21 protein-coding genes are annotated in these 24,218 nt (G+C 62.5%); 7 read left to right on the top strand and 14 right to left on the bottom strand.

The features are described 5' to 3' along the window. Positions 1-48: 48 nt before the first annotated feature. Positions 49-1,479, bottom strand: coding sequence for an FAD-binding oxidoreductase (locus HP556_RS25445; RefSeq protein ID WP_246297898.1), 1,431 nt, complete (start codon positions 1,477-1,479; stop codon positions 49-51). Between the two features lie 13 nt (positions 1,480-1,492). Next, positions 1,493-2,242, bottom strand: a complete 750-nt coding sequence (locus tag HP556_RS25440; protein WP_120289701.1) for a FadR/GntR family transcriptional regulator — start codon at positions 2,240-2,242, stop codon at positions 1,493-1,495. A 304-nt stretch (positions 2,243-2,546) separates the two neighbouring features. On the opposite strand from HP556_RS25440, the gene HP556_RS25435 reads away from it, so the two are divergent. Together HP556_RS25435 and HP556_RS25430 are read left to right on the top strand one after the other, a co-directional pair. Then, positions 2,547-3,311, top strand: coding sequence for an SDR family NAD(P)-dependent oxidoreductase (locus HP556_RS25435; RefSeq protein ID WP_338117614.1), 765 nt, complete (start codon positions 2,547-2,549; stop codon positions 3,309-3,311). Positions 3,312-3,375: 64 nt separating this feature from the next. Then, on the top strand, positions 3,376-4,275 hold the full coding sequence (locus tag HP556_RS25430; protein WP_175369013.1) for a dihydrodipicolinate synthase family protein: 900 nt from the start codon (positions 3,376-3,378) through the stop codon (positions 4,273-4,275). Here HP556_RS25430 and queC read toward each other — a convergent pair. After that, on the bottom strand, positions 4,272-4,988 hold the full coding sequence (gene queC / locus HP556_RS25425) for a 7-cyano-7-deazaguanine synthase QueC (protein WP_175369012.1): 717 nt from the start codon (positions 4,986-4,988) through the stop codon (positions 4,272-4,274). The two genes, HP556_RS25430 and queC, sit on opposite strands and share 4 nt — an antisense overlap. A 119-nt stretch (positions 4,989-5,107) precedes the next feature. Between queC and mazG the strand changes: the two genes are divergently transcribed. Together mazG and HP556_RS25415 are read left to right on the top strand one after the other, a co-directional pair. Beyond that, positions 5,108-5,932 (top strand): nucleoside triphosphate pyrophosphohydrolase, encoded by an 825-nt coding sequence (mazG, locus tag HP556_RS25420; RefSeq protein ID WP_089264309.1) that lies wholly within the window; start codon positions 5,108-5,110, stop codon positions 5,930-5,932. A gap of 31 nt (positions 5,933-5,963) precedes the next feature. Further along, complete coding sequence (locus tag HP556_RS25415; RefSeq protein ID WP_276509757.1) at positions 5,964-6,749, top strand: sulfite exporter TauE/SafE family protein; 786 nt, start codon at positions 5,964-5,966, stop codon at positions 6,747-6,749. Between the two features lie 17 nt (positions 6,750-6,766). Here the strand turns inward: HP556_RS25415 and hflX are convergent, their stop codons facing one another. The 8 genes from hflX to dusB all read right to left on the bottom strand — a co-directional run bounded on the left by hflX (position 6,767) and on the right by dusB (position 17,059). Continuing rightward, a complete protein-coding gene (hflX, locus tag HP556_RS25410) occupies positions 6,767-8,158 on the bottom strand; it encodes a GTPase HflX (RefSeq protein ID WP_175369010.1) in 1,392 nt (463 codons plus the stop codon). A gap of 23 nt (positions 8,159-8,181) precedes the next feature. Next, entirely contained in the window at positions 8,182-8,427 is a 246-nt protein-coding gene (gene hfq / locus HP556_RS25405; RefSeq protein WP_068731834.1) for an RNA chaperone Hfq, read from the bottom strand. 187 nt (positions 8,428-8,614) lie between these two features. Next, the gene (locus HP556_RS25400) at positions 8,615-9,472 is read right to left on the bottom strand and encodes a D-amino-acid transaminase (protein WP_089264306.1); all 858 of its coding nucleotides are present in this window, start codon (positions 9,470-9,472) and stop codon (positions 8,615-8,617) included. A 40-nt stretch (positions 9,473-9,512) separates the two neighbouring features. Beyond that, positions 9,513-10,883, bottom strand: a complete 1,371-nt coding sequence (gene ntrX / locus HP556_RS25395) for a nitrogen assimilation response regulator NtrX (RefSeq protein ID WP_089264305.1) — start codon at positions 10,881-10,883, stop codon at positions 9,513-9,515. A gap of 31 nt (positions 10,884-10,914) precedes the next feature. After that, positions 10,915-13,200 carry a sensor histidine kinase NtrY-like gene (locus HP556_RS25390; RefSeq protein WP_175369009.1) on the bottom strand — a complete coding sequence of 762 codons (2,286 nt, stop codon included), beginning with the start codon at positions 13,198-13,200 and terminating at the stop codon, positions 10,915-10,917. Positions 13,201-13,392: 192 nt separating this feature from the next. Next, positions 13,393-14,835 carry a nitrogen regulation protein NR(I) gene (ntrC, locus tag HP556_RS25385; RefSeq protein ID WP_068731842.1) on the bottom strand — a complete coding sequence of 481 codons (1,443 nt, stop codon included), beginning with the start codon at positions 14,833-14,835 and terminating at the stop codon, positions 13,393-13,395. A gap of 14 nt (positions 14,836-14,849) precedes the next feature. Continuing rightward, positions 14,850-16,028: a two-component system sensor histidine kinase NtrB gene (locus HP556_RS25380; protein ID WP_246297897.1), complete on the bottom strand. Its 1,179-nt coding sequence runs from the start codon at positions 16,026-16,028 to the stop codon at positions 14,850-14,852. Next, complete coding sequence (dusB, locus tag HP556_RS25375) at positions 16,025-17,059, bottom strand: tRNA dihydrouridine synthase DusB (protein WP_420878698.1); 1,035 nt, start codon at positions 17,057-17,059, stop codon at positions 16,025-16,027. The genes HP556_RS25380 and dusB overlap by 4 nt, the downstream gene beginning before the upstream one ends. A 232-nt stretch (positions 17,060-17,291) precedes the next feature. Here dusB and HP556_RS25370 point away from each other — a divergent pair, with 232 nt between their 5' ends. Both HP556_RS25370 and HP556_RS25365 read left to right on the top strand, forming a co-directional pair. Then, positions 17,292-18,488, top strand: a complete 1,197-nt coding sequence (locus HP556_RS25370; RefSeq protein WP_175369008.1) for a bifunctional 2-C-methyl-D-erythritol 4-phosphate cytidylyltransferase/2-C-methyl-D-erythritol 2,4-cyclodiphosphate synthase — start codon at positions 17,292-17,294, stop codon at positions 18,486-18,488. 1 nt (position 18,489) lies between these two features. After that, positions 18,490-19,113 carry a CinA family protein gene (locus tag HP556_RS25365; protein WP_093758557.1) on the top strand — a complete coding sequence of 208 codons (624 nt, stop codon included), beginning with the start codon at positions 18,490-18,492 and terminating at the stop codon, positions 19,111-19,113. Here the strand turns inward: HP556_RS25365 and HP556_RS25360 are convergent. Together HP556_RS25360 and lipA are read right to left on the bottom strand one after the other, a co-directional pair. Beyond that, on the bottom strand, positions 19,103-19,588 hold the full coding sequence (locus HP556_RS25360; RefSeq protein WP_175369007.1) for a type II toxin-antitoxin system RatA family toxin: 486 nt from the start codon (positions 19,586-19,588) through the stop codon (positions 19,103-19,105). The two genes, HP556_RS25365 and HP556_RS25360, sit on opposite strands and share 11 nt — an antisense overlap. A 10-nt stretch (positions 19,589-19,598) precedes the next feature. Continuing rightward, a complete protein-coding gene (gene lipA / locus HP556_RS25355; RefSeq protein WP_175369006.1) occupies positions 19,599-20,558 on the bottom strand; it encodes a lipoyl synthase in 960 nt (319 codons plus the stop codon). Positions 20,559-20,658: 100 nt separating this feature from the next. Here lipA and HP556_RS25350 point away from each other — a divergent pair, with 100 nt between their 5' ends. After that, positions 20,659-21,264 (top strand): DNA-3-methyladenine glycosylase, encoded by a 606-nt coding sequence (locus tag HP556_RS25350; protein ID WP_175369005.1) that lies wholly within the window; start codon positions 20,659-20,661, stop codon positions 21,262-21,264. A gap of 49 nt (positions 21,265-21,313) precedes the next feature. Here the strand turns inward: HP556_RS25350 and HP556_RS25345 are convergent, their stop codons facing one another. Then, positions 21,314-24,187, bottom strand: a complete 2,874-nt coding sequence (locus HP556_RS25345; RefSeq protein ID WP_175369004.1) for a valine--tRNA ligase — start codon at positions 24,185-24,187, stop codon at positions 21,314-21,316. Positions 24,188-24,218 lie beyond the last annotated feature (31 nt).

Below are 24,218 nucleotides of genomic sequence, written 5' to 3'. Positions count from 1 at the left end.
TTCCTCTTCTCGAATGAGTGTTCTGATGAATGCTTGCGGCCGCCTCGCCTATTGCGCAGGCAGCACTTTTCCGGGATTCATGATGTCGTTCGGATCCAGCATCTGCTTGACGCTACGCAGCAGCCGCAGCTCGGTCGGCTTGGTGACGCGTGCAAGCCGTTCGCGATTGGCGATGCCGATGCCGTGCTCGGCACTGATGCTGCCGCCGAGCGCGACGGTCTCTTCATCGACGATGGTGTTGATGCCGCGGATCGTGTCCTGGATCTGATCCTTCTGGTTCTGCTCGAGGCCTGGAATGATCGCGAGGATGTGGATGTTGCCATCGCCGATATGGCCGTGCATCACGATGCGTGCGTCGGGCCGATAGGCAGCGATGCGCTTCTCCACCTGCGTGACGAACGTTGCCTGCTGCGACAAGGGCACGGCGCTATCGTGCGAGATGACGTAACCGGCCTTCTTGCTGCCTTCCGACACGCTGTGGCGGATCTTCCAGAACGCCGCGGCCTGCGTCTCGCTGGAGGCCACCAGCGCATCGGTGATCAGCTCGCGCTCATAGGCGTTACTGAGCAACGCTTCGAGCGCTGCATTCAGATCCACCGACACCAGCGTATCGACGAGTTCGATCAGCACATACCAGGGCGTATCCAGCTCGAACGGGATGTTCACTAGCGGCAGGTTCTCGGCGATCACCTCGATCTGGCCGCGCGACATCACCTCGAAGGCGCCGATGCGGTCACCGAGTTCGGTACGTGCCTGTGCGAGCAGGTCGAGCACCGCATCGATGCTGTTCAGCTTGGCGAAGGACACCGCCCTCGCCCGTGGCTTCGGAAACAGCTTCAGCACCGCGCCGGTGATAATGCCGAGCGTACCTTCGGCGCCGATGAAGAGCTGCTTGGTGTCAAAGCCCGTGGAGTCCTTGCGCAGCGCCGTCATGCCGTCGAGGATCTCGCCATCGGGCAGCACGACTTCGAGGCCAAGCGTGAGTTCGCGTGTGGTGCCGTAGCGCAACACGGCGGTGCCACCGGCATTGGTGGAAAGATTGCCGCCGATCTGGCACGAACCTTCAGCGCCGAGGCTGAGCGGAAACAGGCGGTCGATATCGTCGGCCGCTTTCTGGATGTCGGCGAGGATGCAGCCGGCATCGACGGTGATGGAGTCACCGAGACGGCTGACGCTACGGATCTTGTTGAGGCGATCGAGACGCAACACGATCGTGGTGCGGTCGGCGAGCGGCGTGGCTGCGCCGCACATGCCGGTGTTGCCGCCCTGGGGTACGATGGCGATGCCGGCGGCCGCGCAGGCCTTCACGATGGATGAGACTTCCTGCGTCGAGCCAGGCTTCACGACGGCCAGCGCCTTGCCGTGATAGCGGCCGCGCCAGTCGACCACATAAGGTTCGAAATCGCCGCCGGGACCGATCAGGTGTCGGTCGCCGACGATGCCGGCAAGCATTGCAAGAAATGCGGTATGGTCAGTCAATTCACTCTCCCCGTCACCGGAACGAGAGGTCGAGCAGTCGGCCTTCGAACAGGCGATCGCGCGAGCTTTCGAGATGGAGACGCATGGCCGTGCGCGCCGCTTCGGCGTCGCGATCACGGATCGCTTCAAAAATACTGCTGTGTTCCTCGAACACCTGTTCAAGGCCGGGCCGCGGGCCCATCAGCGACAGGCCGTGCAGCTTCATGCCGACAGCGACGTGGTCCTTGAGGGCGTTCAGCGAGGTCGCGAAATAATGATTGTTGGTCGCCTCGGAGACAGCGAGATGGAAGGCGTAGTCGGCGTCTTCGCGATGCTTGCGCTTCTTCGTCGCCTCGCGCAGCAGGCCGAGCGCTGCTTCCATCTTGCCGAGATTGTCGTCGCTGCGTCGGAGCGCTGCAAAATGCGCGGCATCGGCTTCCATGGTGATGCGGAATTCGAAGCAACGCTGGATGTCCGCGATGGTCTCCACCCGCGCGAAGCCGAGTGGCTGTGGCTGCGCACGCATCTGGACGAAACTGCCTGCGCCCTGTCGCGACATGATCAGGCCGTCTTCGCGCAACCGGCCGAGGGCTTCGCGCAGCACCGGGCGGGAGACGTCGAACATGTCGGAAAGTTCGTGCTCGCCAGGCAGCTTCTGGTCCGGTGCGTAGTCGCCATTGGCGATGCGCTGCGCGAGTTCGCCATAGACCTTGTCGACGAGCGAACCAGCGGCACCGCGCGGACGCGGCGCTTCAGGCAATTCAGAGGGATCAATCGGCTTCATGATCGGTCAAACCGCAGCTCACAGGAATGGCGGTGGAGGTTTCGTGTGACGGTCCGATCGCCCGGGAGCGCCGTCGCATGGAAACACTTCCTCGCCCAAAAATTTCGGCGACCATGAGAGGCGACGGCAAACTTGTCAACATGTCAATGTAGTGCGGATGAGCTATCAGGGCCGTATTACATTGATATACAACAGTTAAATCGCTTGATCTGATCAAATACCGTGCTGCATCGCACAAATGCTGACAACTTGTCAGGCTGCTGAAATCGTGGTCGAACGCTCGCTCAATCGGAAAGGACCAGGCGTGACCAACGGACTGAACGGCAAGGCTATCGTGATCATCGGCGCAAGCTCCGGCATCGGCGCTGCCGTGGCGAGGAAATTCGGCGCCCTCGGTGCCAGGCTGATCGTGCACTACAACGGCAATCCGGAAGGCGCCGAGGAAGTGGTCGCGAATATCCGCGCGAGTGGTGGCACGGCCGAGCTGCTCCGCGGCGACGTGTCGGAGCGCGCTGAGGCTGCGCGCGTGATCGACGAAGCCCATGCCAAGCTCGGCCGCATCGACGTGCTGATCAACAATGCCGGCGCCATGTTCGGCCGCACCTCGATCGCCAATGCCACCGACGAACAGTATGACGACGTGGTCGATCTCAACATCGGCTCGGTGTTCTTCGCCTGCCGCAAGGCCGCGAAGATCATGGAGGCGCAGCGTTCCGGCTCGATCATCAACACGACCTCGGTTGCGGCCCGCAATGGCGGCAGCGGCGGCGCCGGCCTCTACGGTTCGGCCAAGGGTTTTGTCTCGACCATCACGCGTGTGCTGGCGAAGGAACTGGCTCCGTTCAACGTGCGCGCCAATGCGGTGGCGCCGGGCGTGATCATGACGCCGTTCCATCAGCGCTATTCGACCGCGGAGCAGCTCGAAGGCGCCCGCCAGGGGATTCCGCTGGGCCGGATCGGCACGCCGGAGGATTGCGTCGGCGCCTATCAGTTCCTCGCCGACGAGACCATGAGCAGTTACATTACCGGCCAGGTCATCGAGGTGAATGGCGGGCAGATCATGCCCTGAACAAGGCTGCGGCGCGGCCCGTCGTGCCGTAACATCTCAAACAACCAATCTGGGAGGCTTCACCATGACTGCACCATTTCCGGCCGGCGTCTACTGCGCGGCGACCACCCCCTTCAACGCCGACCTCACGGTCGATCAGGGACTGTTCACGTCGCACTGCCAGCGCCTGCTCGATAATGGCTGTACCGGCATTGCCATGCTCGGCACCACCGGCGAAGCCAATTCGCTGTCGTCCCGCGAGCGCATGGCGCTGCTGGACGCGGTGGTGAAGTCGGGGATCGCGCCGTCGAAGCTGCTGCCGGGCACCGGCGTTGCGTCGATCATGGAAACCGTCGAACTCACGAAGCACGCTGTCGCCAGTGGTGTCGGCGCTGTCGTGATGCTGCCGCCGTTCTACTACAAGGGCGTGTCCGATGACGGTATCGTCGACGCCTATACGGCCGTGATCGAGCGCGTCAACGATCCGCGCCTGCGCGTCGTGCTGTATCACATCCCGCAGATGTCGGCGGTGCCGATCTCGCTCGACGTCATCGATCGGTTGCGCAAGCGCTTCCCGGAGATCGTGGTTGGCATCAAGGATTCGGCAGGCGAGTTTTCCAATATGAAGGCCATCGTCGAGCGCTTCCCAGGCTTCTCCGTGTTGGTCGGCGCCGATCCCTTGATGCTGAAGCTGCTGCCGCTGGGCGGCGCCGGCTGTATCACGGCGGCGTCGAACCTCGTCAGCCGTGAGCTTGCGACCGTATTCGCCAGCTTCAACGATCCGGCGAAGGCGGCTGAGGTAGCGGCCGCGCAGGAGCGGATCGTGGCGACGCGCAATGCGGTGTCGACCTATGTGCAGCTTCCCTCGCTGAAGGTGCTGCTGGCGAAGCGTGACAACAATGACAACTGGCTGCGGGTGCGACCGCCACTGACGGGCCTCAGTGCCAGCGAAGCGGCCAAGGTCCGTGAGTCGATGTCGGTCTAGACAGCTGTGGCTGCGAACGCGCGCCAGCCTTTGGCGCGCAGTTCGCAGGCCGGGCATTTGCCGCAGCCATAGCCCCAGTCGTGCAGCGAACCTCGTTCGCCGAGATAGCAGGTGTGCGAGTGTTCGCGGATCAGGTCGACGAGGCCCTGCCCGGCGAGCTCATGCGCCAGCGCCCAGGTCGCCGCCTTGTCGCGCCACATCAGCGGCGTGTGCAGCGTGAAATTCTTGGCCATGCCGAGATTGAGCGCCTGCTGCAGCGCCTTGATGGTGTCGTCGCGACAATCGGGATAGCCGGAGTAATCCGTCTCGCACATGCCGCCGATGATGTGGGTGATGCCGCGTCGATAGGCCAGCGCTGCCGCGAATGTCAGGAACACCAGATTGCGGCCGGGCACAAACGTATTGGGCAGGCCGTCGGCCCCCATCTCGATGGCGACGTCACGCGTCAGCGCGGTGTCGGAGATGGCTGATAGCGTCGGGATGTCCAGCGTGTGGCTGTCACCGAGTTTCGTGGCCCAATCAGCATTCAAGGCCTTCACGCCAGCCAGCAGCTTGTCGCGGCTGTCGAGTTCGATGGCGTGGCGCTGGCCGTAAGCGAAGCCGAGCATCTCGACGCGCTTGAAGCGCGCCAGCGCCCAGGCCAGACAGGTTGCGGAATCCTGGCCGCCGGAGAACAGCACCAGCGCGGTTTGATCTGGGAAAGTGTCGCTCATCGGCTGCAGATAGCACTCTGCAGCCCTGTGTGAAAGACAGGCAAAACCGGGCATTTCCGCTGGGCCACGCCGCCGTCCTGCGGCATAGCAAAGGCTCCTGCTGTGAACCGTGGTGCCTCATGACCCCTTCCCGCGATATCGTCGGCCTGATCGAGATCATGGCCCAGTTGCGCACGCCCGTGACGGGGTGCCCATGGGATCTGGAGCAGGATTTCGCGAGTATCGCGCCCTATACGATCGAGGAGGCCTACGAGGTCGCCGATGCCATCGCCCGGCACGATCTCCACGACCTCTGCGACGAACTCGGCGATCTCCTGCTGCAGGTGGTGTTCCACGCCCGGATGGCCGAAGAGCAGAACGCATTCGCGTTCGGCGACGTCGTGGAGGCGATCACCCGCAAGATGATCCGCCGGCATCCGCATGTGTTTCCCGGCAAGGATGGAAAGATCGCACCGACGGATGTGAAGGGGACGTGGGGGCGTATCAAGGCCGAGGAAAAGGCTGAACGCGCCGCCCGGCGCGGCGTTGAAGCCACGCCGCCCTCCTCGTTCCTTGCCAGCGTCAAGGCCGGGCAACCCGCGTTGAGCCAGGCCATGGAGCTGCAAACAAAAGCCTCCAGCGTCGGCTTCGACTGGAATGATCCGCGTGCCGTGCTGGCGAAAATCCGCGAGGAAGCCGACGAGATCGAAGCCGCACTCGATCGCGGCGACCGCGCCGAGGTGGCGGCCGAGACCGGCGACCTGATGTTCGCGCTGGTCAATCTGGCGCGCCATGTGGACGCCGATCCCGAACTCGCACTACGCGGCACCAACGTGAAGTTCGAGCGACGTTTTGGCTATATCGAACAGGCGCTGGCGGCGAAGGGACGGACCCTGCAGGAGGCGTCGCTCGAGGAGATGGATGCGCTGTGGAATGAGGCGAAGGGTAACGAAATCGCGGATTGAATGACTCGCAACCGCCAAGGAAAAACCGACGATGACACTGACTGACGTCCTCGGCGGTCTTCTGGCGGGCGGTGTCGGCGGCATGGCGTCCGGCTTGCTCGGTATTACCAGTGGCGGAATCCTCGTCCCGCTGCTGGTGCTCCTGCTTGGCAAAGATCAGCACGTCGCCCAGGGCGTTTCTCTCGTCGTGCAGGTTGTGCCCACCAGTCTTTCCGGCGTCCGCAACTATCAACGCAGCGGCCATCACGTGCCGCCGCGTTGGCTTGCCTGGCTGGCCATCGGATTTGCAGTGGGCGGGTGCGTTGGCGCCTTGCTCGCAACAACCGTTTCTGCTCGCGCGCTGCAATGGACTTTTGTCGGCTATCTGCTGGTTCTCGAAGTGATCGTCATCCGTCGGCCGTCACATTCCAAGCTCGAAGGCACTGCAGACGAAGCGAAAGAGGTGTCGTTACGCGGGTCAGCGCTCGTTGCCATCGGCGCGGTCGCGGGCTGGTCGTCGGGATTTCTGGGGATCGGCGGCGGGCTTGCGATCACCGCCTTGATGACGGGCCTGCTGAAGGTGTCCCAGCATCAATCCCAGGCCCTTAGCCTTGCCGTCACAGCACTGCCCGTCACTTTACCGGCCGCCCTGCTCTATGTGCAGCAGGGCACAGAGCTGCCGTGGCTCACGATTGCAAGTCTGATCATTGGGCTGTGGATCGGTACCGGTCTTGGATCACGGCTGGCGAATCGCATGAGTCAGAGAGCTTTGCGGATGACACTCATCGCTGTCATCGCCGGCATGGCAGTGTTCATGGCGTTTAAAGCTGCCACTTGAACAACAACGGAGTTTCGTCAGGCACTCAGATCCACGACCGGATGCAGCACCGCACTGAACCGACTCATGACGATATCGCGTTTGGTCTCATCGACACGCACCACCATGTCGAAATGGCCGTCGTGCAGTTCTTTCACCAGTACTTCCGCATTGCGATGCAGCCAGCTCACGCCAGCGCCGTCCGCAGCGTCGATCGACAGATCCAGCGTGATGCGGCTGGCGGCGAGCCGTGTTTCGATGGCAGCGAGCAGATCGTCGATGCCCTCGCCGGTTTCGGCTGAGACCATGAAGCACGGCTTGTCCAGCGGCCGCCGCGCCGCGATATTGGCGAGGTTCTCGCGCTCCTCCGGAGGGAAACGATCGATCTTGTTCCAGACTTCGAGAATGCGCGCTGTTGCATCCGTATCGATGCCGAGCTTGCGCAGCACGTTGTCGACGTCGCTTTGCTGCGCTTCCGCATCCTCATGCGAGATGTCGCGGACATGGAGAATGATGTCGGCTTCCAGTACCTCTTCCAGCGTCGCGCGAAACGCGGCTACGAGCTGGGTCGGCAGGTTGGAGATGAAGCCCACCGTGTCCGACAGCATGGCCTTGCCGCCATGCGGCAGCGTCAGCGCGCGCAGCGTCGGATCGAGGGTCGCGAACAACATGTCCTCGGCCTGCACGTCGGCGCGCGTCAGCCGGTTGAACAGCGTCGACTTGCCGGCATTGGTGTAACCGACCAGCGCAACAACGCGATACGGCACGCGCTGGCGGCCGGCGCGATGCAGGCGCCGCGTCGCCTGGACCTTCTTCAGATCGGCTTCGAGCCGCGCGATGCGGTCGCCGATCATGCGGCGATCCGCCTCGATCTGGGTTTCGCCGGGGCCGCCCATAAAGCCAAAGCCGCCGCGCTGGCGCTCGAGATGGGTCCATGAGCGGACGAGACGGCTGCGCTGATAATTGAGATGCGCGAGCTCAACCTGCAGCGTGCCTTCCTTGGTCTTGGCACGGCGGCCGAAGATTTCAAGGATGAGACCGGTACGGTCGAGCACCTTGGCCTTCAGTTCCTTTTCGAGATTGCGCTGCTGGATCGGCGACAGCGCGCAATCCATCACCACGATGCCGATCTCGTTCGCCGCGATCAGGCCGGCGATCTCCTCGACCTTGCCCTTGCCGAGATAGGTGGCCGGGCGGATCTGGCTCAGCGGCGCGGCGACGGCCTCGACCACGGTGAGGTCGATGGCGCGTGCGAGACCGACCGCCTCTTCGAGCCGGGCTTCCGTATCGCGGACATGAGAATAGGCTTGCGCGTCGGCGTCGCCCCGCCGTTCGCGCAGGTAAGGACCGACCACGAGAACGCGGCCGGTCGATTCGCTGCTGGCCGAGGGTCGGTCGGCAGCATTGCCTTCGAAGCTACGAAATTCCAATCAAGCGTCTCTCAAGAGTTCGCTCAAGCCGGATCCTCGCCACCCTCAAAAAGCTGAATCGGTGCGCCCGGCATGATGGTCGAGATCGCATGCTTATACACCAGCTGCGAGTGTCCGTCGCGCCGGAGCAGAAGACAGAAATTATCGAACCAGGTGACAATGCCCTGCAATTTGACGCCGTTCACCAGAAAGATCGTGAGCGGAGTCTTGGTCTTGCGTACGTGGTTGAGGAAGGTGTCCTGTAGATTCTGTGCGCGGTCTGCCGCCATTTTTTTTAATCCCGCAGTCTGTTTTGTTGCTTTTTTTGAACCCGGCGCAGCCCTCTCCGGGGCCTTACCAAGCTGCCGCACTTTCCCCTGAGATCCCCCTCCGGGAGCGCGACGACATGATTAGACGGCAGGCGCGCTTTTTAGGCAAGCCGGAACGCGGAATTGGTGCCTGAAAGCGCGGCAAATTTTATGAAATCGCTGCGAATTTATGGAATTCCTGCCTCAGGCGCGTCGCGATACCACCAGGCTTGCCGTCACCGATCGGTTTGCCGTCGATATTGATGACCGGCATCACGATCTGACTCGCCGACGAGACGAAGGCTTCCGCGGCGTCATAAGCCTCTGCCGGTGTGAAGTTCCGCTCTTCCAGCTTGAGCTGCATCGAAGCCAGAACCTCGATCAGTACGGCGCGGGTGATGCCTGCGAGAATGCCTGACGCGGCCGTGCGCGTCACCACCTTGCCGTCCTTGGTGACGATCCAGGCGTTGCACGACGCACCCTCGGTGACGAAACCGTCGGCGTCGACATACCAGGCTTCATAGGCGCCCTTGTCGCGGGCTTCCTGTCGCGCCAGCACATTGGGCAGCAGGCCGACAGTCTTGATGTCGACGCGCGGCCAGCGATTCTCCGCCGTGGTGATGACCTTCACGCCCTTGGCAGCAGTCGCCTGGTTCTTGGCGAAGTTGAGTGATTTCGCCGTCACGACGACGCTGGGTTTCACGTCCGGCGACGGAAATCCGTGATCGCGATGGGCGACGCCGCGGCTGATCTGCAGATAGACGATGCCGTAATTGATGCGGTTGCGGCGAATCACTTCCTGCATCACCACCTTGAGCGATGTCAGCGGCATGGCCTCGGCGATGCGCAGCTCCCGCAAGGAGCGCTGCATGCGCGCAATATGGCGGGGAAAGTCGACCATCTTGCCGCCGATGATCTCGCAGACCTCGTAAATGCCATCGGCGAACTGATAGCCACGGTCCTCGACGTTCACGGCGGCATCGCGCAGGTTGACGTATTGACCATTCACATAGGCGATGCGCGACATGTTCGTTCCGAGGCTTGAGTTGAAACTTGAGGTGAGTGATTTAGCCGACGCCGAGCGCCTTGAGCTTGCGGTGCAAGGCGGAGCGCTCCATGCCGACGAATTCAGCGGTGCGCGAGATATTACCCGAAAAACGGCTGATCTGCGCAATCAGATAATCGCGTTCGAACACTTCGCGGGCTTCGCGCAGCGGCAGGCCCATGATGTGCTCGCCATTGTTGCTGGTGGGCATCGACGGCACCATTGAGCCCACGTCCTGCGGTAGCATGTCGGCGGTGATGATCACTTCCGGCCCGCCGCCGGCCAGGATCATGACGCGTTCGACGTTGTTGCGAAGCTGGCGGATATTGCCGGGCCAAACGTGGGATTGCAGGACCGCCATGGCGTCCTCGCCGATCTGCCGCTTCGGCAGGCCCGTCGCGATGGAGATCTGCTCCATGAAATATTCGATCAGCTCCGGGATATCCTCGCGATGCTCGGACAGCGGCGGCACGCGGATCGGCACTACCGAGAGGCGATGATAGAGATCCTCACGGAAACGACCTTCGGCGATTTCCTCTTCGAGATTGCGCGCGGTCGACGAAATGATGCGGACGTCGACATTGACCTTGGTGGTTCCCCCTGCCCGCATGAAAGTCTGATCGACCAGCACGCGCAGGATCTTGTTCTGGGTCTCGCGCGGCAGATCGCCGATCTCGTCGATGAATAGCGTGCCACCATGAGCCTCCTCTAGGGCTCCTGCCTTACGCGCCTGTTCGCCATTGGACTGTTCGATGCCGAACAGTTCGACTTCCATGCGCTCCGGCGTAATCGCCGCAGCGTTGATGACGACGAACGGCCCCGTGGAGCGGGCAGAGGCCGTGTGCAGCGTGCGCGCGGCGAGCTCCTTGCCGGCGCCCGACGGGCCGACGATCAGAATGCGGCTATTGGCCTTCGCGGCGCGATCGATGGTCTGGCGCAGCTGGTTCATGGCGGCCGAGCGCCCCGTCAGCGAATTGGCGACCGGTGCGAGTTGCTTCAGTTCCTTGACTTCGCGTTTCAGGCGCGAGGTTTCCAGCGCGCGCGTCGCGACAAGGATCAGCCGGTCAGCCTTGAATGGCTTCTCGATGAAGTCATAGGCGCCGCGCTTGATTGCCGCGACAGCGGTTTCGATATTGCCGTGGCCTGAGATCATCACCACAGGCAATTCGGGATTGTCGCGTTTGACCTGCTCGAGCAGTTGCAGGCCGTCGAGCTTGCTGCCCTGCAGCCAGATGTCGAGAAACACCATGTTGGGGCGGCGATTGGCGATTTCCGCGAGCGCGGAATCGCTGTCTCGTGCGGTGCGGGTGGTGAAGCCCTCATCGTCCAGAATGCCCGCAACAAGATCGCGAATATCGGCTTCGTCGTCGACGATCAGAATGTCATTTGCCATGGGTCAAAATATCCTGGTCACGTTTATCTTGTCAGTTGCCGGTAGCAGTTTTGATCTTCGGTTCGTCATCAGGCGGGGCTTCCGGTTCACTCTTGTCCGCGTCAGCCTTCTGACCAGAGATAGAAAACCGCAGCCGCATCCAGGCACCGCGCTGTCCTGGACGAACACTCGATGCGTCGCCAAGTTCGATGCCTCCACCATGATCCTCGAGCACCTTGCCGACGATCGCGAGGCCGAGGCCAGTGCCTTTCTCGCGAGTCGTGACATAGGGTTCGAGCAAACGCGACCTGTTGACAGTCGGCAGACCGACGCCGTTGTCGATCACGTCGATCAATATCATGTCGTTCTCGCGCGACGCTGTGACATCAATACGACCTTTGCCGAGTTCTTCTGGCGGCACGGCCTCGATCGCCTCTGTCGCATTCTTGATGATATTGGTGAGCGCCTGCGAGATCAGCCGGCGATCGAACCGCGCGCGCATCGGCTCTTCCTTGATCTCGGCGGAGATGTCGAGCTCGGGGTGACCGACGCGCATCAGGAATACGGCCTGACGCACAGTGTCGGCGACATCCTCACCCTCGATCACGGGCTTTGGCATGCGCGCAAAGCGCGAAAATTCGTCGACCATGCGCCTGATGTCATCGACCTGCCGGACGATGGTGTCGGTGCATTGTTCGAAGATCGCCTTGTCATCGACGATCACCTTGCCGAATTTGCGCTTGATGCGCTCGGCAGAGAGCTGGATCGGCGTCAGCGGATTCTTGATCTCATGCGCGATGCGACGCGCCACGTCGGCCCAGGCCGAGGTGCGCTGTGCCGAGACGAGTTCGGTGATGTCGTCAAGGGTGATGATGTAGCTATCGCGCGACTGGCTGGTCTGTTCTGCGCTGACGCGCACCGACAGATTGCGCTCCTGCCCGTCGCGGGTGATCGTCACCTGTCCCTGCACCAGCCGCTGCGATCCCTCGCGTGCGGTCTGCATCAATTCGTCGAGCTCGGGAATGATCTCGTGCAGCGGGTGGCCCAGCGTCTCGGACTCCGAATGTCCGACCAGCTTCTCGGCCGAGCGGTTGAGAATGCCGATCATGTTCGAGCCATCGACGCCGATGATGCCGGCGCTGGCCGATGACAACACGGCCTCGATGAAACGGCGGCGACTGTCGATGACGTCGCTGGCGCTGACCAGTTCGTCACGCTGGGTGCGCAGCTCCTGCGTCATCTTGTTGAAAGTCTCGCCGAGATGAGCGAGATCGCCCTCGGACTGGATCACCGGTACCTGGACATGAAGATCACCGGTCGAGACCATGTTCGCAGCGCCCATCAGGCGGCGGATCGGCGCCACCAGCCAGTTGGCGAAATTCAGGCCGATCAGCACGGCGGACATCAGCACCGTCAGTGCGATCACGGTGAACATCAGCGCGAAGGCGACCTGAATGCCGAGCCTGCGCGATTCCAGTTCGGCATATTCGGCTGCGCCAGCCTGGCTCTGGTTCATCTGCGCGACCACGCGCGGATCGAGCTTGCGGGCGACATAGAGGAACATATTGTCGAACGCTCGCAACCGGATCACGGCGGCGACGTAATTTCCCTCGGGGATTACAGCGATGGCCGGCTCGGACGCGCTGACATTGACGAGGAAGTCTGCCGGCGGCGGTGAGAATTCCTGTTTGATGCCGGGCTGGTCGGGTTCGATGACGTTGCGATCCTTGTCGATCAACATGGCGCCCGGCAGATTGCGCGCGGTTGCATTTGCCAGCATCAACGAACGGAACGTACCGCGGTCCTGATAGAAAAGCGGTTGGATGCGCGCGAGATCGTCGGCCATACCGAGGATATCACCGCCAATCAATTGGCCGTGCTCGTGCAGATAGGCGCTGGCAATCACGAGCGAATTGTTGATGACCGCCTTGGTTGGGCCGGAGAACAGCCGATCGAGGCCGCGGTCGAGGGTCACATTGGCGACGATCGAAACGAGTACCGCCGGAAGCACGGCGATCACCGAGAACAGGCTGACGATCTGCACATGTAGCCGGGCCGCCGCCCTGCCCCTGCGACGCGCCTGGACAACCTTCCAGATCTCCCGCGCAATGATCAGGACCAGCAGGAGGACGCTGGCGGCATTGATCAGCAGGAAGGTAACGACGACCTGATGGGTCGGCGCGATCGGCGTGAGGCCATTCAGGACGAGGAAGGTCAGGCATGACGACAGGAGTGCCAAGCCAACGGCCAATGGCACGAACAGCCGCCGCAGGGTCCACCTGCGCGGCTCCGCCATCGACGGTTCATAGGCTGTAGCCGACGTGTCTGCGCTGGTCATTCCGACAATGTGGTGAGCGTGGACGCCGTGCGGCTGCCGGAGACAGCCCGGACCGCACTGATGCAATCATACAACAATGTTGCCCAATTACGACAAATCCACGGCGCAGACCAGCCAACGAAAACGCATACCCTGCGTTTTCGTTTGTTTTTGCGTCTCAAACCCTGGAATTGCTCGATCTCGCTGCTGGGATCAGCCGCCGGTTCGATAGACCTGAATGTCGAGATCGCGAATTTTCTTCCGCAGCGTGTTGCGGTTGAGGCCGAGCAGATCCGCAGCGCGAATCTGGTTGCCTCGGGTCGCGGCCAGTGCTGCGGTCAGCAGCGGCACCTCGATCTCGCGGAGAATGCGGTGATAGAGACCCGGCGGCGGCACGCCGTTCGGGAAGCCGGAGAAGTGCGAGGACAGATAGACCTCGACGGCACCACCGAGATTATCCACGCCGGTCGGCGCACTACCACCCGAGGCCACAGCGGGCGGCGCCAGTTCGCCGTCGATCACCGAGCCGGTAATGACATCCTGCGGATAGAGTGCTGCCAGACGGCGCGCGAGGTTTTCCAGTTCGCGAACGTTGCCCGGCCAGCGATGCTGCTTCATGCGCTCGAGCGCCAAGGCGTCGAGCTTCTTCGGCGGCAGGCCGTCCTTCTCCGCGAGTGCAAAGAAGTGGCGGATCAGATCGGGCAGATCCTCGATGCGCTCGCGCAGCGGCGGCAGGCGCAGCGGCACGACGTTGAGGCGGAAGAACAGATCCTCGCGGAACAGGCCCTGCTGGATCAGGATACGCAGATCCTTGTTGGAGGCGGCGACGATACGCACGTCGGTCTTGATCGGCGTGCGGCCGCCAACGGTCGTGTATTCGCCCTGCTGCAACACGCGCAGCAAACGGGTCTGGGCCTCCATCGGCATGTCGCCGATTTCGTCCAGGAACAGCGTGCCCCCTTCAGCCTGCTCGAAGCGGCCGGTGGCGCGGGCATTGGCGCCGGTGAAGGCGCCGCGCTCGTGGCCGAACAATTCGGACTCGATAAGATCGCGCGGGATCGCCGCCATGTTGACCGCAACGAACGGGCCGTTGCGGCGCTTGCCGTAGTCGTGCAGCGCGCGGGCCACCAGTTCCTTGCCGGTGCCGGACTCGCCGGAGATCATCACCGTCAGATCGGTCTGCATCAGGCGGGCGAGGACGCGGTAGATTTCCTGCATCGCCGGTGAACGGCCGACCAGCGGGATCGAGTCGAACTCGCCGTCATCGGCGTGGCTTGCGACACGCTCCTTCGGCTCGGACAGCGCGCGACCGACGATGGCGATCAATTCCTTCAGATCGAATGGCTTCGGCAGATATTCATAGGCACCGCGCTCGGAGGCGCGGATCGCGGTCATGAAGGTATTCTGCGCGCTCATCACGATAACCGGCAGATTGGGGCGCATCTTCTTGATACGCGGCAGCAGATCGAACGCGTTCTCGTCGGGCATCACCACGTCGGTGATCACAAGGTCGCCCTCGCCCTGGCTGACCCAGCGCCACAGCGTGGCTGCGTTCCCGGTCAGGCGAACCTCATATCCGGCGCGCGACAGCGCCTGATTGAGGACGGTGCGGATCGCCGTATCATCGTCCGCAACCAGAATGCTACCTGCAGCCATCGTTAGTCCTCGTCTTACGTCTGTGAGGTGTGCGTCGTTGCCGCGGGGGCATCGGCGCTGCTCGGATCAAGGGTCTTGTCGTCCAATTTCTTGGCGGGGTTGAACATCGGCAACAGCACGCGAAAAGTCGTCTTTCGTGGCTGAGATTCACATTCGATGATCCCACCGTGATCGCCGACAATCTTCGCAACCAATGCAAGACCCAGGCCGCTTCCGGTGGGCTTGGTGGTGACGAAGGGATCGAACAGGTTGGGCAGAAGATCTTCGGGAACGCCAGGGCCGTTGTCCTTGACGCAAAACTCCAGCGGCAGCGAGACGCGCGATTTCTTGCCCGGCACTGACAGGCGGACGCCCGGCCGGAACGCGGTGGTGAGCTGGATTTCGCCGTCGGAGCCGAGATCGACGATGGCTTCGGCAGCGTTCTTCACCAGATTCAGGAACACCTGAATGAGCTGGTCCTGATTGGCCAGCACCGGCGGCAGCGACGGGTCGTAATCCTCGATGAAGCGGATGTTGCGGGCGAAGCCGGACTGCGCGAGGCGCTTCACGTGATCGAGGACGGAGTGAATGTTGACCGGGCCACGCGCCACCGGGCGGTCGTCGCCGAATACTTCCATGCGATCGACCAGCGTCACGATGCGATCGGCTTCGTCCATGATCAGGCGTGTCAGCATGCGGTCTTCCGACGATGCCGACTGCTCAAGTAGCTGAGCGGCTCCGCGAATGCCCGACAGCGGATTCTTGATCTCATGCGCCAGCATGGCCGCCAGCGCGATCACGGATCGGGCCGCGCTGCGATGGGTGAGCTGTCGATCCATCTTGTCGGCGATGGTGCGCTCCTGGAGCATCACCACAATATGGCCCGGACGCTCGGTGAGCGGCGCGACATGCAGATCGACCTGGCGGTCGCCGCCGATGCGCGGCGTGCCGAGATCGACCTTGTATTCGTTAACCGGCGAACCCGCGGCGCGAACCTGATCGATCAGCGCCAGCAGCGGACTGCCAAATGGCACCAGTTCTTTCAGAGACTGCCTGCGCAGGAATTGCGTAGAAATCTCGAAGAAGGATTCGGCCGCCATATTGGCGTCGACGATCTTGCCGTCGGGTGCGATCAGGATCACCGGATTCGGTAGTGCGTTGAGAATGGCCTCACTGTCGGTCGGGACAGGACGACGGTGCTCTGCGGCGTTCATGCGGCAGCACTCCATGCGAAATCATCAAAAGCGTCATTCAGAGACCGCTGCACACCGGAGGGATCTTCGGATGTAAGGATCTTCTGTCGCCAGGTCTTCAGGGTCTCGGTCGGCGCGCAGCTCGTAGCCGCGGCCGCATCGAGTGCCCAGCCGAGATGTTTGCGCGCGTGGCGTAGGCCGATGCGCATGCCGTAGTGACGGACCACATCGTCGTAGAGGGCGCAGATATAAGCGAGTTGCTGCTGCAGCGACGGCGCGGCTTCCGCGATGCCGGTTTCAAGACGTCGGCCGATCTGGCCGGGCAGCCATGGCATCCCCTGCGCGCCCCGACCCATCATCACGGCATCGGCGCCGGACATCTTCAGCGCACTCACCGCCTTGTCGTAAGAGGTGATGTCACCATTGACGATCACTGGGATGCTCACCGCGTCCTTCACCGGGCGCACGGCGCTCCAGTCTGCTTCGCCCTTGTAGAACTGGCAGCGCGTGCGGCCATGCACGGTGATGAGCTGCACACCCGCTTGCTCTGCGCGCTGTGCAAGCTCAGGCGCATTCAGCGTGCGATCGTCCCAACCGAGACGCATCTTCAGGGTCACGGGTACTTTCACGGCAGCGATGGTCGCCTCGATCAGCTTCAACGCATGATCGAGGTCGCGCATCAGCGCGGAGCCGGACTGACCACCAGTCACATGCCGCGCCGGGCAGCCCATATTGATATCGATGATGTCGGCGCCGGCGGCTTCGGCCACACGGGCCCCCTCGGCCATCCAGTGGGTCTCACAGCCGGCCAGTTGGACCACGTGTGGGCCGATCCCGGTGGCTTCGCAGCGCAATACCGACATGGGACGACCATTGACGAGATCGTTGCTGGCGGTCATTTCTGACACGACGAGGCCGGCCCCGAGTTCGGCGGTGAGCCGCCGGAATGGCGCATCGGTGATGCCCGACATCGGCGCCAGAACGACCCGGTTGGCGATCTCGATGCCACCGATTTGTAATGGTTTGCTGTATACTGAGTCCGGGGTGGTCACAGACCTGCTCGTCGTTCTCTCGTCCGCTGCATTGCGGGCATAGGGCGCATAATGCGCACATTTGTTGTGCAGTCAACCGTCATGCCTACACATTAGACAGATGCGCTCATTTTGCAAGTGCAGTGCAGCAATGCACTCTTATGCAGCCACGAGAATGTAATCATACTGTTTTTGCCCGCGGCCGTGCTAAGGGCTGTGCGATCACCGCTTACCCCTTAATCACCTGACCCTGATGACAAAATCACCTAATCCTGCCGGTTTGAAGACAGCCGCCATTATCGTTGCCGCCGGCCGCGGCCTCCGCGCCGGTGCCGGTGGACCGAAGCAATATCGCATGATCGGAGGCCGCAGCGTTATTTCGCGGGCTATGGAGCCGTTCTGCAACCATCCCCAGGTCTTTGCGGTCCAGCCGATCACAAATCCCGACGACATCGCTGTCTTCAACGAGGCGGTCAGTGATCTGAGGTATCATGCTCCTGCCAATGGCGGTGCGACGCGTCAGGCGTCGGTGCATGCCGGACTGGAAGCATTGGCAGATCACGCGCCGGACATCGTGCTGATCCACGATGCGGCCCGCCCGTTCGTGACCCCCGCCTTGATCGAGCGCGCGATTGCCGCGGCACAGATCACTGGCGCTGCGGTGCCCGGCGTCGCCGTTACCGATACGATCAAACAGGTCAACGAGGCCGGACACGTGGAAGCGACGCCGGACCGTGCACGCTTGCGCAGCGCGCAAACGCCACAGGCATTTCGTTTCGATGTCATCCTTGAAGCGCATCGTCGTGCTGCAAAGGAAGGCCGCGATGATTTCACCGACGATGCCGCGCTCGCCGAATGGGCGGGATTGACCGTGGCAACCTTTGAAGGCGATCTTGCAAATATGAAGCTCACGACTCCCGAAGATTTCATTCGCGAAGAAGCTCGTCTCGCAGCCTCGCTCGGCGATATCCGCATGGGCACGGGCTATGATGTCCACGCCTTCGGCGATGGCGATCACCTGATGATCTGCGGCGTGCGCGTACCGCATACGCGCGGCTTCCTTGCTCACTCGGATGGCGACGTCGGTCTGCATGCACTGGTCGACGCGATCCTGGGCGCGCTTGCCGATGGCGATATTGGTTCGCACTTCCCGCCGAGTGATGACAAATGGAAGGGCGCGGCCTCCGACAAATTCCTGAAATACGCCGTGGATCGCGTCACCGCACGCGGCGGCCGTATCGCCAATCTCGAAGTGACGCTGATCTGCGAGCGGCCCAAGATTGGTCCGTTGCGCGATGCGATGCGCGCGAAGATTAGCGAGATCTCCGGTGTGGCATTGTCACGCGTCGCGGTGAAGGCGACCACCAGCGAACGTCTCGGCTTCACCGGCCGTGAAGAAGGTATCGCCGCGACTGCGGCTGCCACCATTCGTCTTCCCTGGATGGACTGACATGGCAGCGAGCGACGCACGAGCCCTCTCCCGCGCGCTGCTCGATCTCTGCCGCAGCCGCAAGCTGACGATCGCGACCGCTGAGTCCTGCACCGGCGGCCTCGTCGCTGGCGCACTGACCGAAATTCCCGGCTCGTCCGACGTGATCGATCGCGGCTTCGTCACCTATTCCAATGCCGCCAAACACGCGATGCTCGGCGTCAAGACGGCGACGCTCGACAGCTTTGGTGCGGTCAGCAAAGAGACGGCGATCCAGATGGCGGTCGGTGCGCTCGAAGAAGCGGATGTCGATCTCGCGGTCTCGATCACGGGGATCGCTGGCCCCGGAGGCGCAACGCCGGGCAAGCCGGTCGGCCTCGTGCATTTTGCCGTTGCGTCGCGTGACGGCCGCATCGTCAACAAGGAATGCCGCTTCGGCGCCATCGGCCGCAGCGCGGTGCGTCAGCGCTCCGTGCTTGAAGCTCTACGGATGCTGATGGAATTGGCACGTGGGCCACAGCCGCCGGCCAAGAAGCGCGAAGCAGCGAGTCTGGCGCGCCCGCGCGTGGCGCGTTCGCCGCGACGGACCGCCGTCAAACGACGCAGGCCGACTGCGCCGCTAAAAAAGCCGACGACTAAGAAGTAGACGGAACGCTCGACACGCGCGGGCTGCGATAAACTTCGTCCGCGCGCTTCTCGAAGGCTACGGCAAAGCGCTGGAATGCAGCGTCGAACATCGTTCCCATCAGCATCGCCAGCATGCGGCTCTTGAACTCATAGGCAATGAAGAAGCCGACGTCGCATTCCTGACCTTCGGCCTTCGGCTCAAAGGTCCAGCGATTTTCGAGATTGCTGAATGGGCCGCGCAGATATTCGACCATGATCTTCAGGTTCGGCCGATCCAGCGTCACGCGGCTGGTGAAGGATTCCTGCACCAGCTTGAACGACACAGTCATGTCGGCAACGATGACCTCGGTGCCATTCTCCTGCGGCGTGCGCTGGCGAATCTTCAGCGACTTGCACAACGGCACGAATTCCGGATAGCGCTCGACATCGGCAACCAGATCGAACATCTGGGAGGCACTGTGGCGCACGCGGCGCTTGTTGGCAAATCTCGGCATCGTCGCGTTCTCAGCGCGCGAGAGCGGCGCGCGCAGCCTGCAGCTTGGCAAAATCCTCGCCGGCATGATGCGACGAGCGCGTCAGCGGGCTCGCCGACACCATCAGGAAGCCCTTGGTGTAGGCGACCTTCTCATAGCCTGCGAATTCATCCGGCGTGACGTAGCGCGACACCACGTGATGCTTGCGCGTCGGCTGCAGATACTGGCCGATCGTGAGGAAGTCGATATCGGCGGAACGCATGTCGTCCATCACCTGCAGCACCTCGTGGCGCTCCTCGCCGAGGCCAACCATGATGCCGGACTTGGTGAAGATGGTCGGGTCGAGTTCCTTGACCTTCTGGAGCAGGCGCAGCGAATGGAAATAACGCGCGCCCGGTCGCACCGTCAGATAGCGCGACGGCACGGTTTCGAGATTGTGATTGAACACGTCGGGCTTCGCCGCGACGACGACTTCGAGGGCGCCCGGCTTGCGCAGGAAGTCAGGCGTCAGGATTTCGATGGTGGTCGTGGGACATGCCACGCGGATCGCACGAATCGTCTGCGCAAAATGTTCGGCACCGCCATCGGCGAGATCGTCGCGGTCCACCGAGGTGATGACCACATGATGCAGGCCGAGCTTGCGGACGGCTTCGGCGACATGCTCGGGCTCCATGCCGTCGAGCGCGCCCGGCATCCCCGTTTTCACGTTGCAGAACGCACAGGCGCGGGTGCAGGTGTCACCCATGATCATGAAGGTGGCGTGCTTCTTCTGCCAGCACTCGCCAATATTCGGGCAGCCGGCTTCCTCGCACACGGTAACGAGGCCGTTTTCCTTGACGATCTTGCGGGTGTCGCCATAGCCACGGCTGGTCGGCGCGCGGACCCGGATCCAGTCCGGCTTCGGCGGCGAGAACGAATCCGGCCGATTCACTTTTTCAGGGTGACGCGGGCGGAGCGGTGTGGTGGAAACGGTATCGAGGACGACGACCATGAACTGTCCGTTCTGAGTGAAGCCTTAGGTAATCCGCCGGGCCCTGTCCTGCAACCCGCCCTCGCCTTGCCCGGCCCTGCATCGTAACATAGCAGGCAGAATGGCTCCAAAACCTCACCAAATCCCCCAAAAGCTCGGCAAGGCACTCAAATGCAGCTTTTTCGCGCGGAGCGTGCACGATGCGGCGCCCGAACTGATCGGTGCGACGCTCCTGGTGGACGGCATCGGTGGCGAGATCGTCGAGGTCGAGGCCTATCATCACACCGAGCCCGCGGCCCATTCCTTCAACGGGCAGACGCCGCGCAACCAGATCATGTTCGGGCCGCCCGGCTTTGCCTATGTCTACCGCTCCTACGGCATCCACTGGTGCGTGAACTTCGTCTGCGAGGCCGAGGGGTCGGCCAGCGCCGTGCTGATCCGGGCATTGCAACCGACCTTCGGGATTGGCGAGATGCAGCTGCGACGCGGGCTGCAGGATGAGCGCATGCTGTGCTCCGGGCCTGGCAAGGTCTGCCAGGCGCTCGGCATCAGCATCGCGCATAACGGGCTGGCTTTGGATAAGCCGCCGATCGCGATTCATGCCCGCACCGAAGTACCGGACATCGTCGCTGGCATCCGCATCGGCATTACCAAGGCAGTCGAGCTGCCGTGGCGCTATGGGGTGCGCGGCTCGCGTTATCTCAGCAAACCGTTTCCGAAGGTGTGAGCGGTAGGCTGGGTAGAGCGTCTTCGCGAAACCCATCCTACGATCAAACTCATACCGCGTTCTTGAGCCGCTCCAGCGCTTCCAGCGTCTTGGCCTTGCGGGCCTCGGCTGCCTCGCGCTTCTCGCGCTCTTCCTCGACGATCTCTTCCGCGGCGTTGGCGACGAATTTCTCGTTGGAGAGTTTGGCGTCGGCGCGCTTGATGTCGGCTTCGGCTTTCACCAGTTCCTTGTCGAGACGCGTCTTCTCGGCGCCGAGATCGATCACGCCCTTCAACGGCAGCGCTGCGACCTCACCGCGGATCAGGAGCTGCACGGCGCCCTGCGGCGCGACATCGGCGAAGGATATGTCGCCGAGACGAGCGAGGTGCTTGACGACATCGCTCCAGCGCTGGGCACGGGCTTGAGTTTCCGCAGAAGCGCCGGCCAGCACCAGTGGCGTCAATGTTGCCGGCACGATGTTCATCTCGGCACGCACCGAACGAACCTCCGTCACCAGGTCGATGACCCAGCCGATTTCGGCTTCGGCGGCGTCATCCTTGAAATCGGCGACCGGTTCGGGATCTCCCATCAGGATCGGCGCGACGATCGGATCGCTCGCGGCGGTCGCGATGATCAGCGCTTCCTGCTCGCGCGTCAGGCCGCTCGCCTTGCGCGACCACGGCGCCAGCGCCAGCAGACCGTCGCGCGGCGCCGTCACGGCCCAGAGTTCTTCCGTGATGAACGGCATGAACGGATGCAGTAGCTTCAGGATCTCGTCACGCGCCCAAGCGACCATCGCGCGGGTTTCGGTCTTGGCCGGACCGTCCTCGCCCATCATGAAGGGCTTGGCGAGTTCGAGATACCAGTCGCAATACACATTCCAGACGAAGCGATAGGCCGCGCCCGCTGCATCGTTGAAACGATAGGCTTCGATGGCTTCGGTGACTTCGCGCGTCGCCTTGACGGTCTCATGCGCGATCCAGCGGTTGAGCACTTCCTTGGCCTTGGTCGGATCGAAGCCCGCCGGCAGCACGCACTCGTTCATTTCGGCGAAGCGGCAGGCATTCCAGAGCTTGGTCGCGAAATTGCGATAGCCCTCGACGCGCTGGGTCGCGAGCTTGATGTCGCGGCCCTGTGCGGCCATCGCAGCCAGCGTAAAACGCAGCGCGTCGGCGCCGTACTGGTCGATCAGGTTCAGGGGATCGATGACGTTGCCCTTCGACTTCGACATCTTGGCGCCCTTCTCGTCGCGGACGAGGGCGTGGATGTAGACGGTCGGGAACGGCACGTCCTTCTTGAAGTGCATGCCCATCATCATCATCCGGGCGACCCAGAAGAAGATGATGTCGAAGCCGGTGACCAGCACATTGGTGGGATAGTAGCGATCCACATCGACCGAGCTCTGCGGCCAGCCCAGCGTCGAGAACGGCCACAGCGCCGACGAGAACCAGGTATCGAGCACGTCTTCATCGCGCGTGATGAAGCCCTCGCGCTTCGCTGGATCGAGCGCCATCTCGTGGCCCTGCTCTTCCGTGATCACTTCCTGCTCGACATAATAGCCGAGCGCGTTGCCGACCGCTTCTTCCTCGGTTTCGGCGACGAATACCTTGCCATCCGGGCCGTACCAGGCCGGGATCTGATGGCCCCACCAGAGCTGGCGCGAGATGCACCATGGTTGGATGTTCTCCATCCATTCGTAATAGGTCTTTTCCCAGTTCTTCGGCACGAACTCTGTCGCGCCGGTGCGCACAGCGGCGATCGCCGGCTGCGCCATGGTCTTGGCGTCCACGTACCACTGGTCGGTCAGATAGGGCTCGATGACGACGCCGGAGCGGTCGCCATGCGGCACCATATGCGTGTTGGGTTCGATCTTCTCGAGGAAGCCGAAATCTTCCAGCCGCTGCACGATGGTCTTGCGCGCCTTGAAGCGCTCCATGCCGTGCAATTCTTCGACGAGCTCCGACGCCGCTTCCGGCAGGCCGCGGAGATAGTCCTCGTTGTCGGCGAGTGCGAGCTTGCCTTCGATATCGAGGATGCTGATGCGTGCAAGGCCGTGGCGGTTGCCGACTTCGAAGTCGTTGAAGTCGTGTGCCGGCGTGATCTTCACCGCGCCGGAGCCCTTCTCCGGGTCGGAATATTCGTCGGCGACGATCGGAATGAGGCGGCCGACCAGCGGCAGAACCACGTTCTTGCCGATCAGATGGGTGTAGCGTTCGTCATCCGGATTCACGGCGACGCCGCTGTCGCCGAGCATCGTCTCGGGACGCGTGGTGGCAACGGTGATGAACGAGGTCGGATCTTCCGGATCGAAATTCTTGCCTTCGAGCGGATAGCGCAGATGCCAGAGGTTACCCTTGACCTCGACCTGCTGCACTTCGAGATCCGAAATCGCAGTCAGCAGCTTTGGATCCCAGTTCACAAGGCGCTTGTCCTTGTAGATCAGGCCCTCGCGGTGCAACTGCACGAACACCTTGATGACCGCCTCGGACAGGCCCTCGTCCATGGTGAAGCGCTCGCGCGACCAGTCGCAGGAGGCGCCGAGGCGCTTCAACTGATTGACGATCACACCGCCGCTCTCGGCCTTCCACTTCCAGACGCGTTCAAGAAATGCCTCGCGGCCCATGTCGCGGCGACCGGGCTCCTGGCGCTCCATCAACTGGCGCTCGACCACCATCTGGGTCGCGATGCCCGCATGGTCGGTGCCGGGCTGCCACAGCACGTCGCGGCCGCGCATACGCTCGAAACGACAGAGCACGTCCTGCAACGTGTTGTTGAGGGCGTGGCCCATATGCAGCGAACCGGTGACGTTCGGCGGCGGGATCACGATCGTATAGGGCTCGGCATCCACCCGGTCCGCGCGGCCGGCCTTGAACGCGCCTTCGGCTTCCCAGGCAGCGGCGATGCGGGTCTCGATATCGGCAGGCTGATAGGTCTTTTCGATCATGACAATTCAATCAAATCAGGGGTTTTCGGCC

The sequence above is a fragment of the Tardiphaga robiniae genome (assembly GCF_013359755.1).
Classification (GTDB): domain Bacteria; phylum Pseudomonadota; class Alphaproteobacteria; order Rhizobiales; family Xanthobacteraceae; genus Tardiphaga; species Tardiphaga robiniae.
Note: the sequence above shows the minus strand (reverse complement) of the source record. Positions and strands in the feature narration are given on the sequence as shown.

Bases quoted from the DNA above. Each gene is read 5' to 3' on its own strand.
- HP556_RS25400 (WP_089264306.1), bottom strand. From the start codon at position 9,472: ATGTCGCGCATCGCCTATGTGAATGGTCAATACGTCAACCTGCGCGAT.
- ntrC (WP_068731842.1), bottom strand. From the start codon at position 14,835: ATGGCTGCAGGTAGCATTCTGGTTGCGGACGATGATACGGCGATCCGC.
- hfq (WP_068731834.1), bottom strand. From the start codon at position 8,427: ATGGCGGCAGACCGCGCACAGAATCTACAGGACACCTTCCTCAACCAC.
- HP556_RS25350 (WP_175369005.1), top strand. From the start codon at position 20,659: ATGGCTCCAAAACCTCACCAAATCCCCCAAAAGCTCGGCAAGGCACTC.
- HP556_RS25440 (WP_120289701.1), bottom strand. From the start codon at position 2,242: ATGAAGCCGATTGATCCCTCTGAATTGCCTGAAGCGCCGCGTCCGCGC.
- HP556_RS25370 (WP_175369008.1), top strand. From the start codon at position 17,292: ATGACAAAATCACCTAATCCTGCCGGTTTGAAGACAGCCGCCATTATC.
- queC (WP_175369012.1), bottom strand. From the start codon at position 4,988: ATGAGCGACACTTTCCCAGATCAAACCGCGCTGGTGCTGTTCTCCGGC.
- HP556_RS25380 (WP_246297897.1), bottom strand. From the start codon at position 16,028: ATGAACGCCGCAGAGCACCGTCGTCCTGTCCCGACCGACAGTGAGGCC.
- lipA (WP_175369006.1), bottom strand. From the start codon at position 20,558: ATGGTCGTCGTCCTCGATACCGTTTCCACCACACCGCTCCGCCCGCGT.
- HP556_RS25345 (WP_175369004.1), bottom strand. From the start codon at position 24,187: ATGATCGAAAAGACCTATCAGCCTGCCGATATCGAGACCCGCATCGCC.
- HP556_RS25415 (WP_276509757.1), top strand. From the start codon at position 5,964: ATGACACTGACTGACGTCCTCGGCGGTCTTCTGGCGGGCGGTGTCGGC.
- HP556_RS25360 (WP_175369007.1), bottom strand. From the start codon at position 19,588: ATGCCGAGATTTGCCAACAAGCGCCGCGTGCGCCACAGTGCCTCCCAG.
- HP556_RS25430 (WP_175369013.1), top strand. From the start codon at position 3,376: ATGACTGCACCATTTCCGGCCGGCGTCTACTGCGCGGCGACCACCCCC.
- mazG (WP_089264309.1), top strand. From the start codon at position 5,108: ATGACCCCTTCCCGCGATATCGTCGGCCTGATCGAGATCATGGCCCAG.
- HP556_RS25365 (WP_093758557.1), top strand. From the start codon at position 18,490: ATGGCAGCGAGCGACGCACGAGCCCTCTCCCGCGCGCTGCTCGATCTC.
- HP556_RS25390 (WP_175369009.1), bottom strand. From the start codon at position 13,200: ATGACCAGCGCAGACACGTCGGCTACAGCCTATGAACCGTCGATGGCG.
- ntrX (WP_089264305.1), bottom strand. From the start codon at position 10,883: ATGGCAAATGACATTCTGATCGTCGACGACGAAGCCGATATTCGCGAT.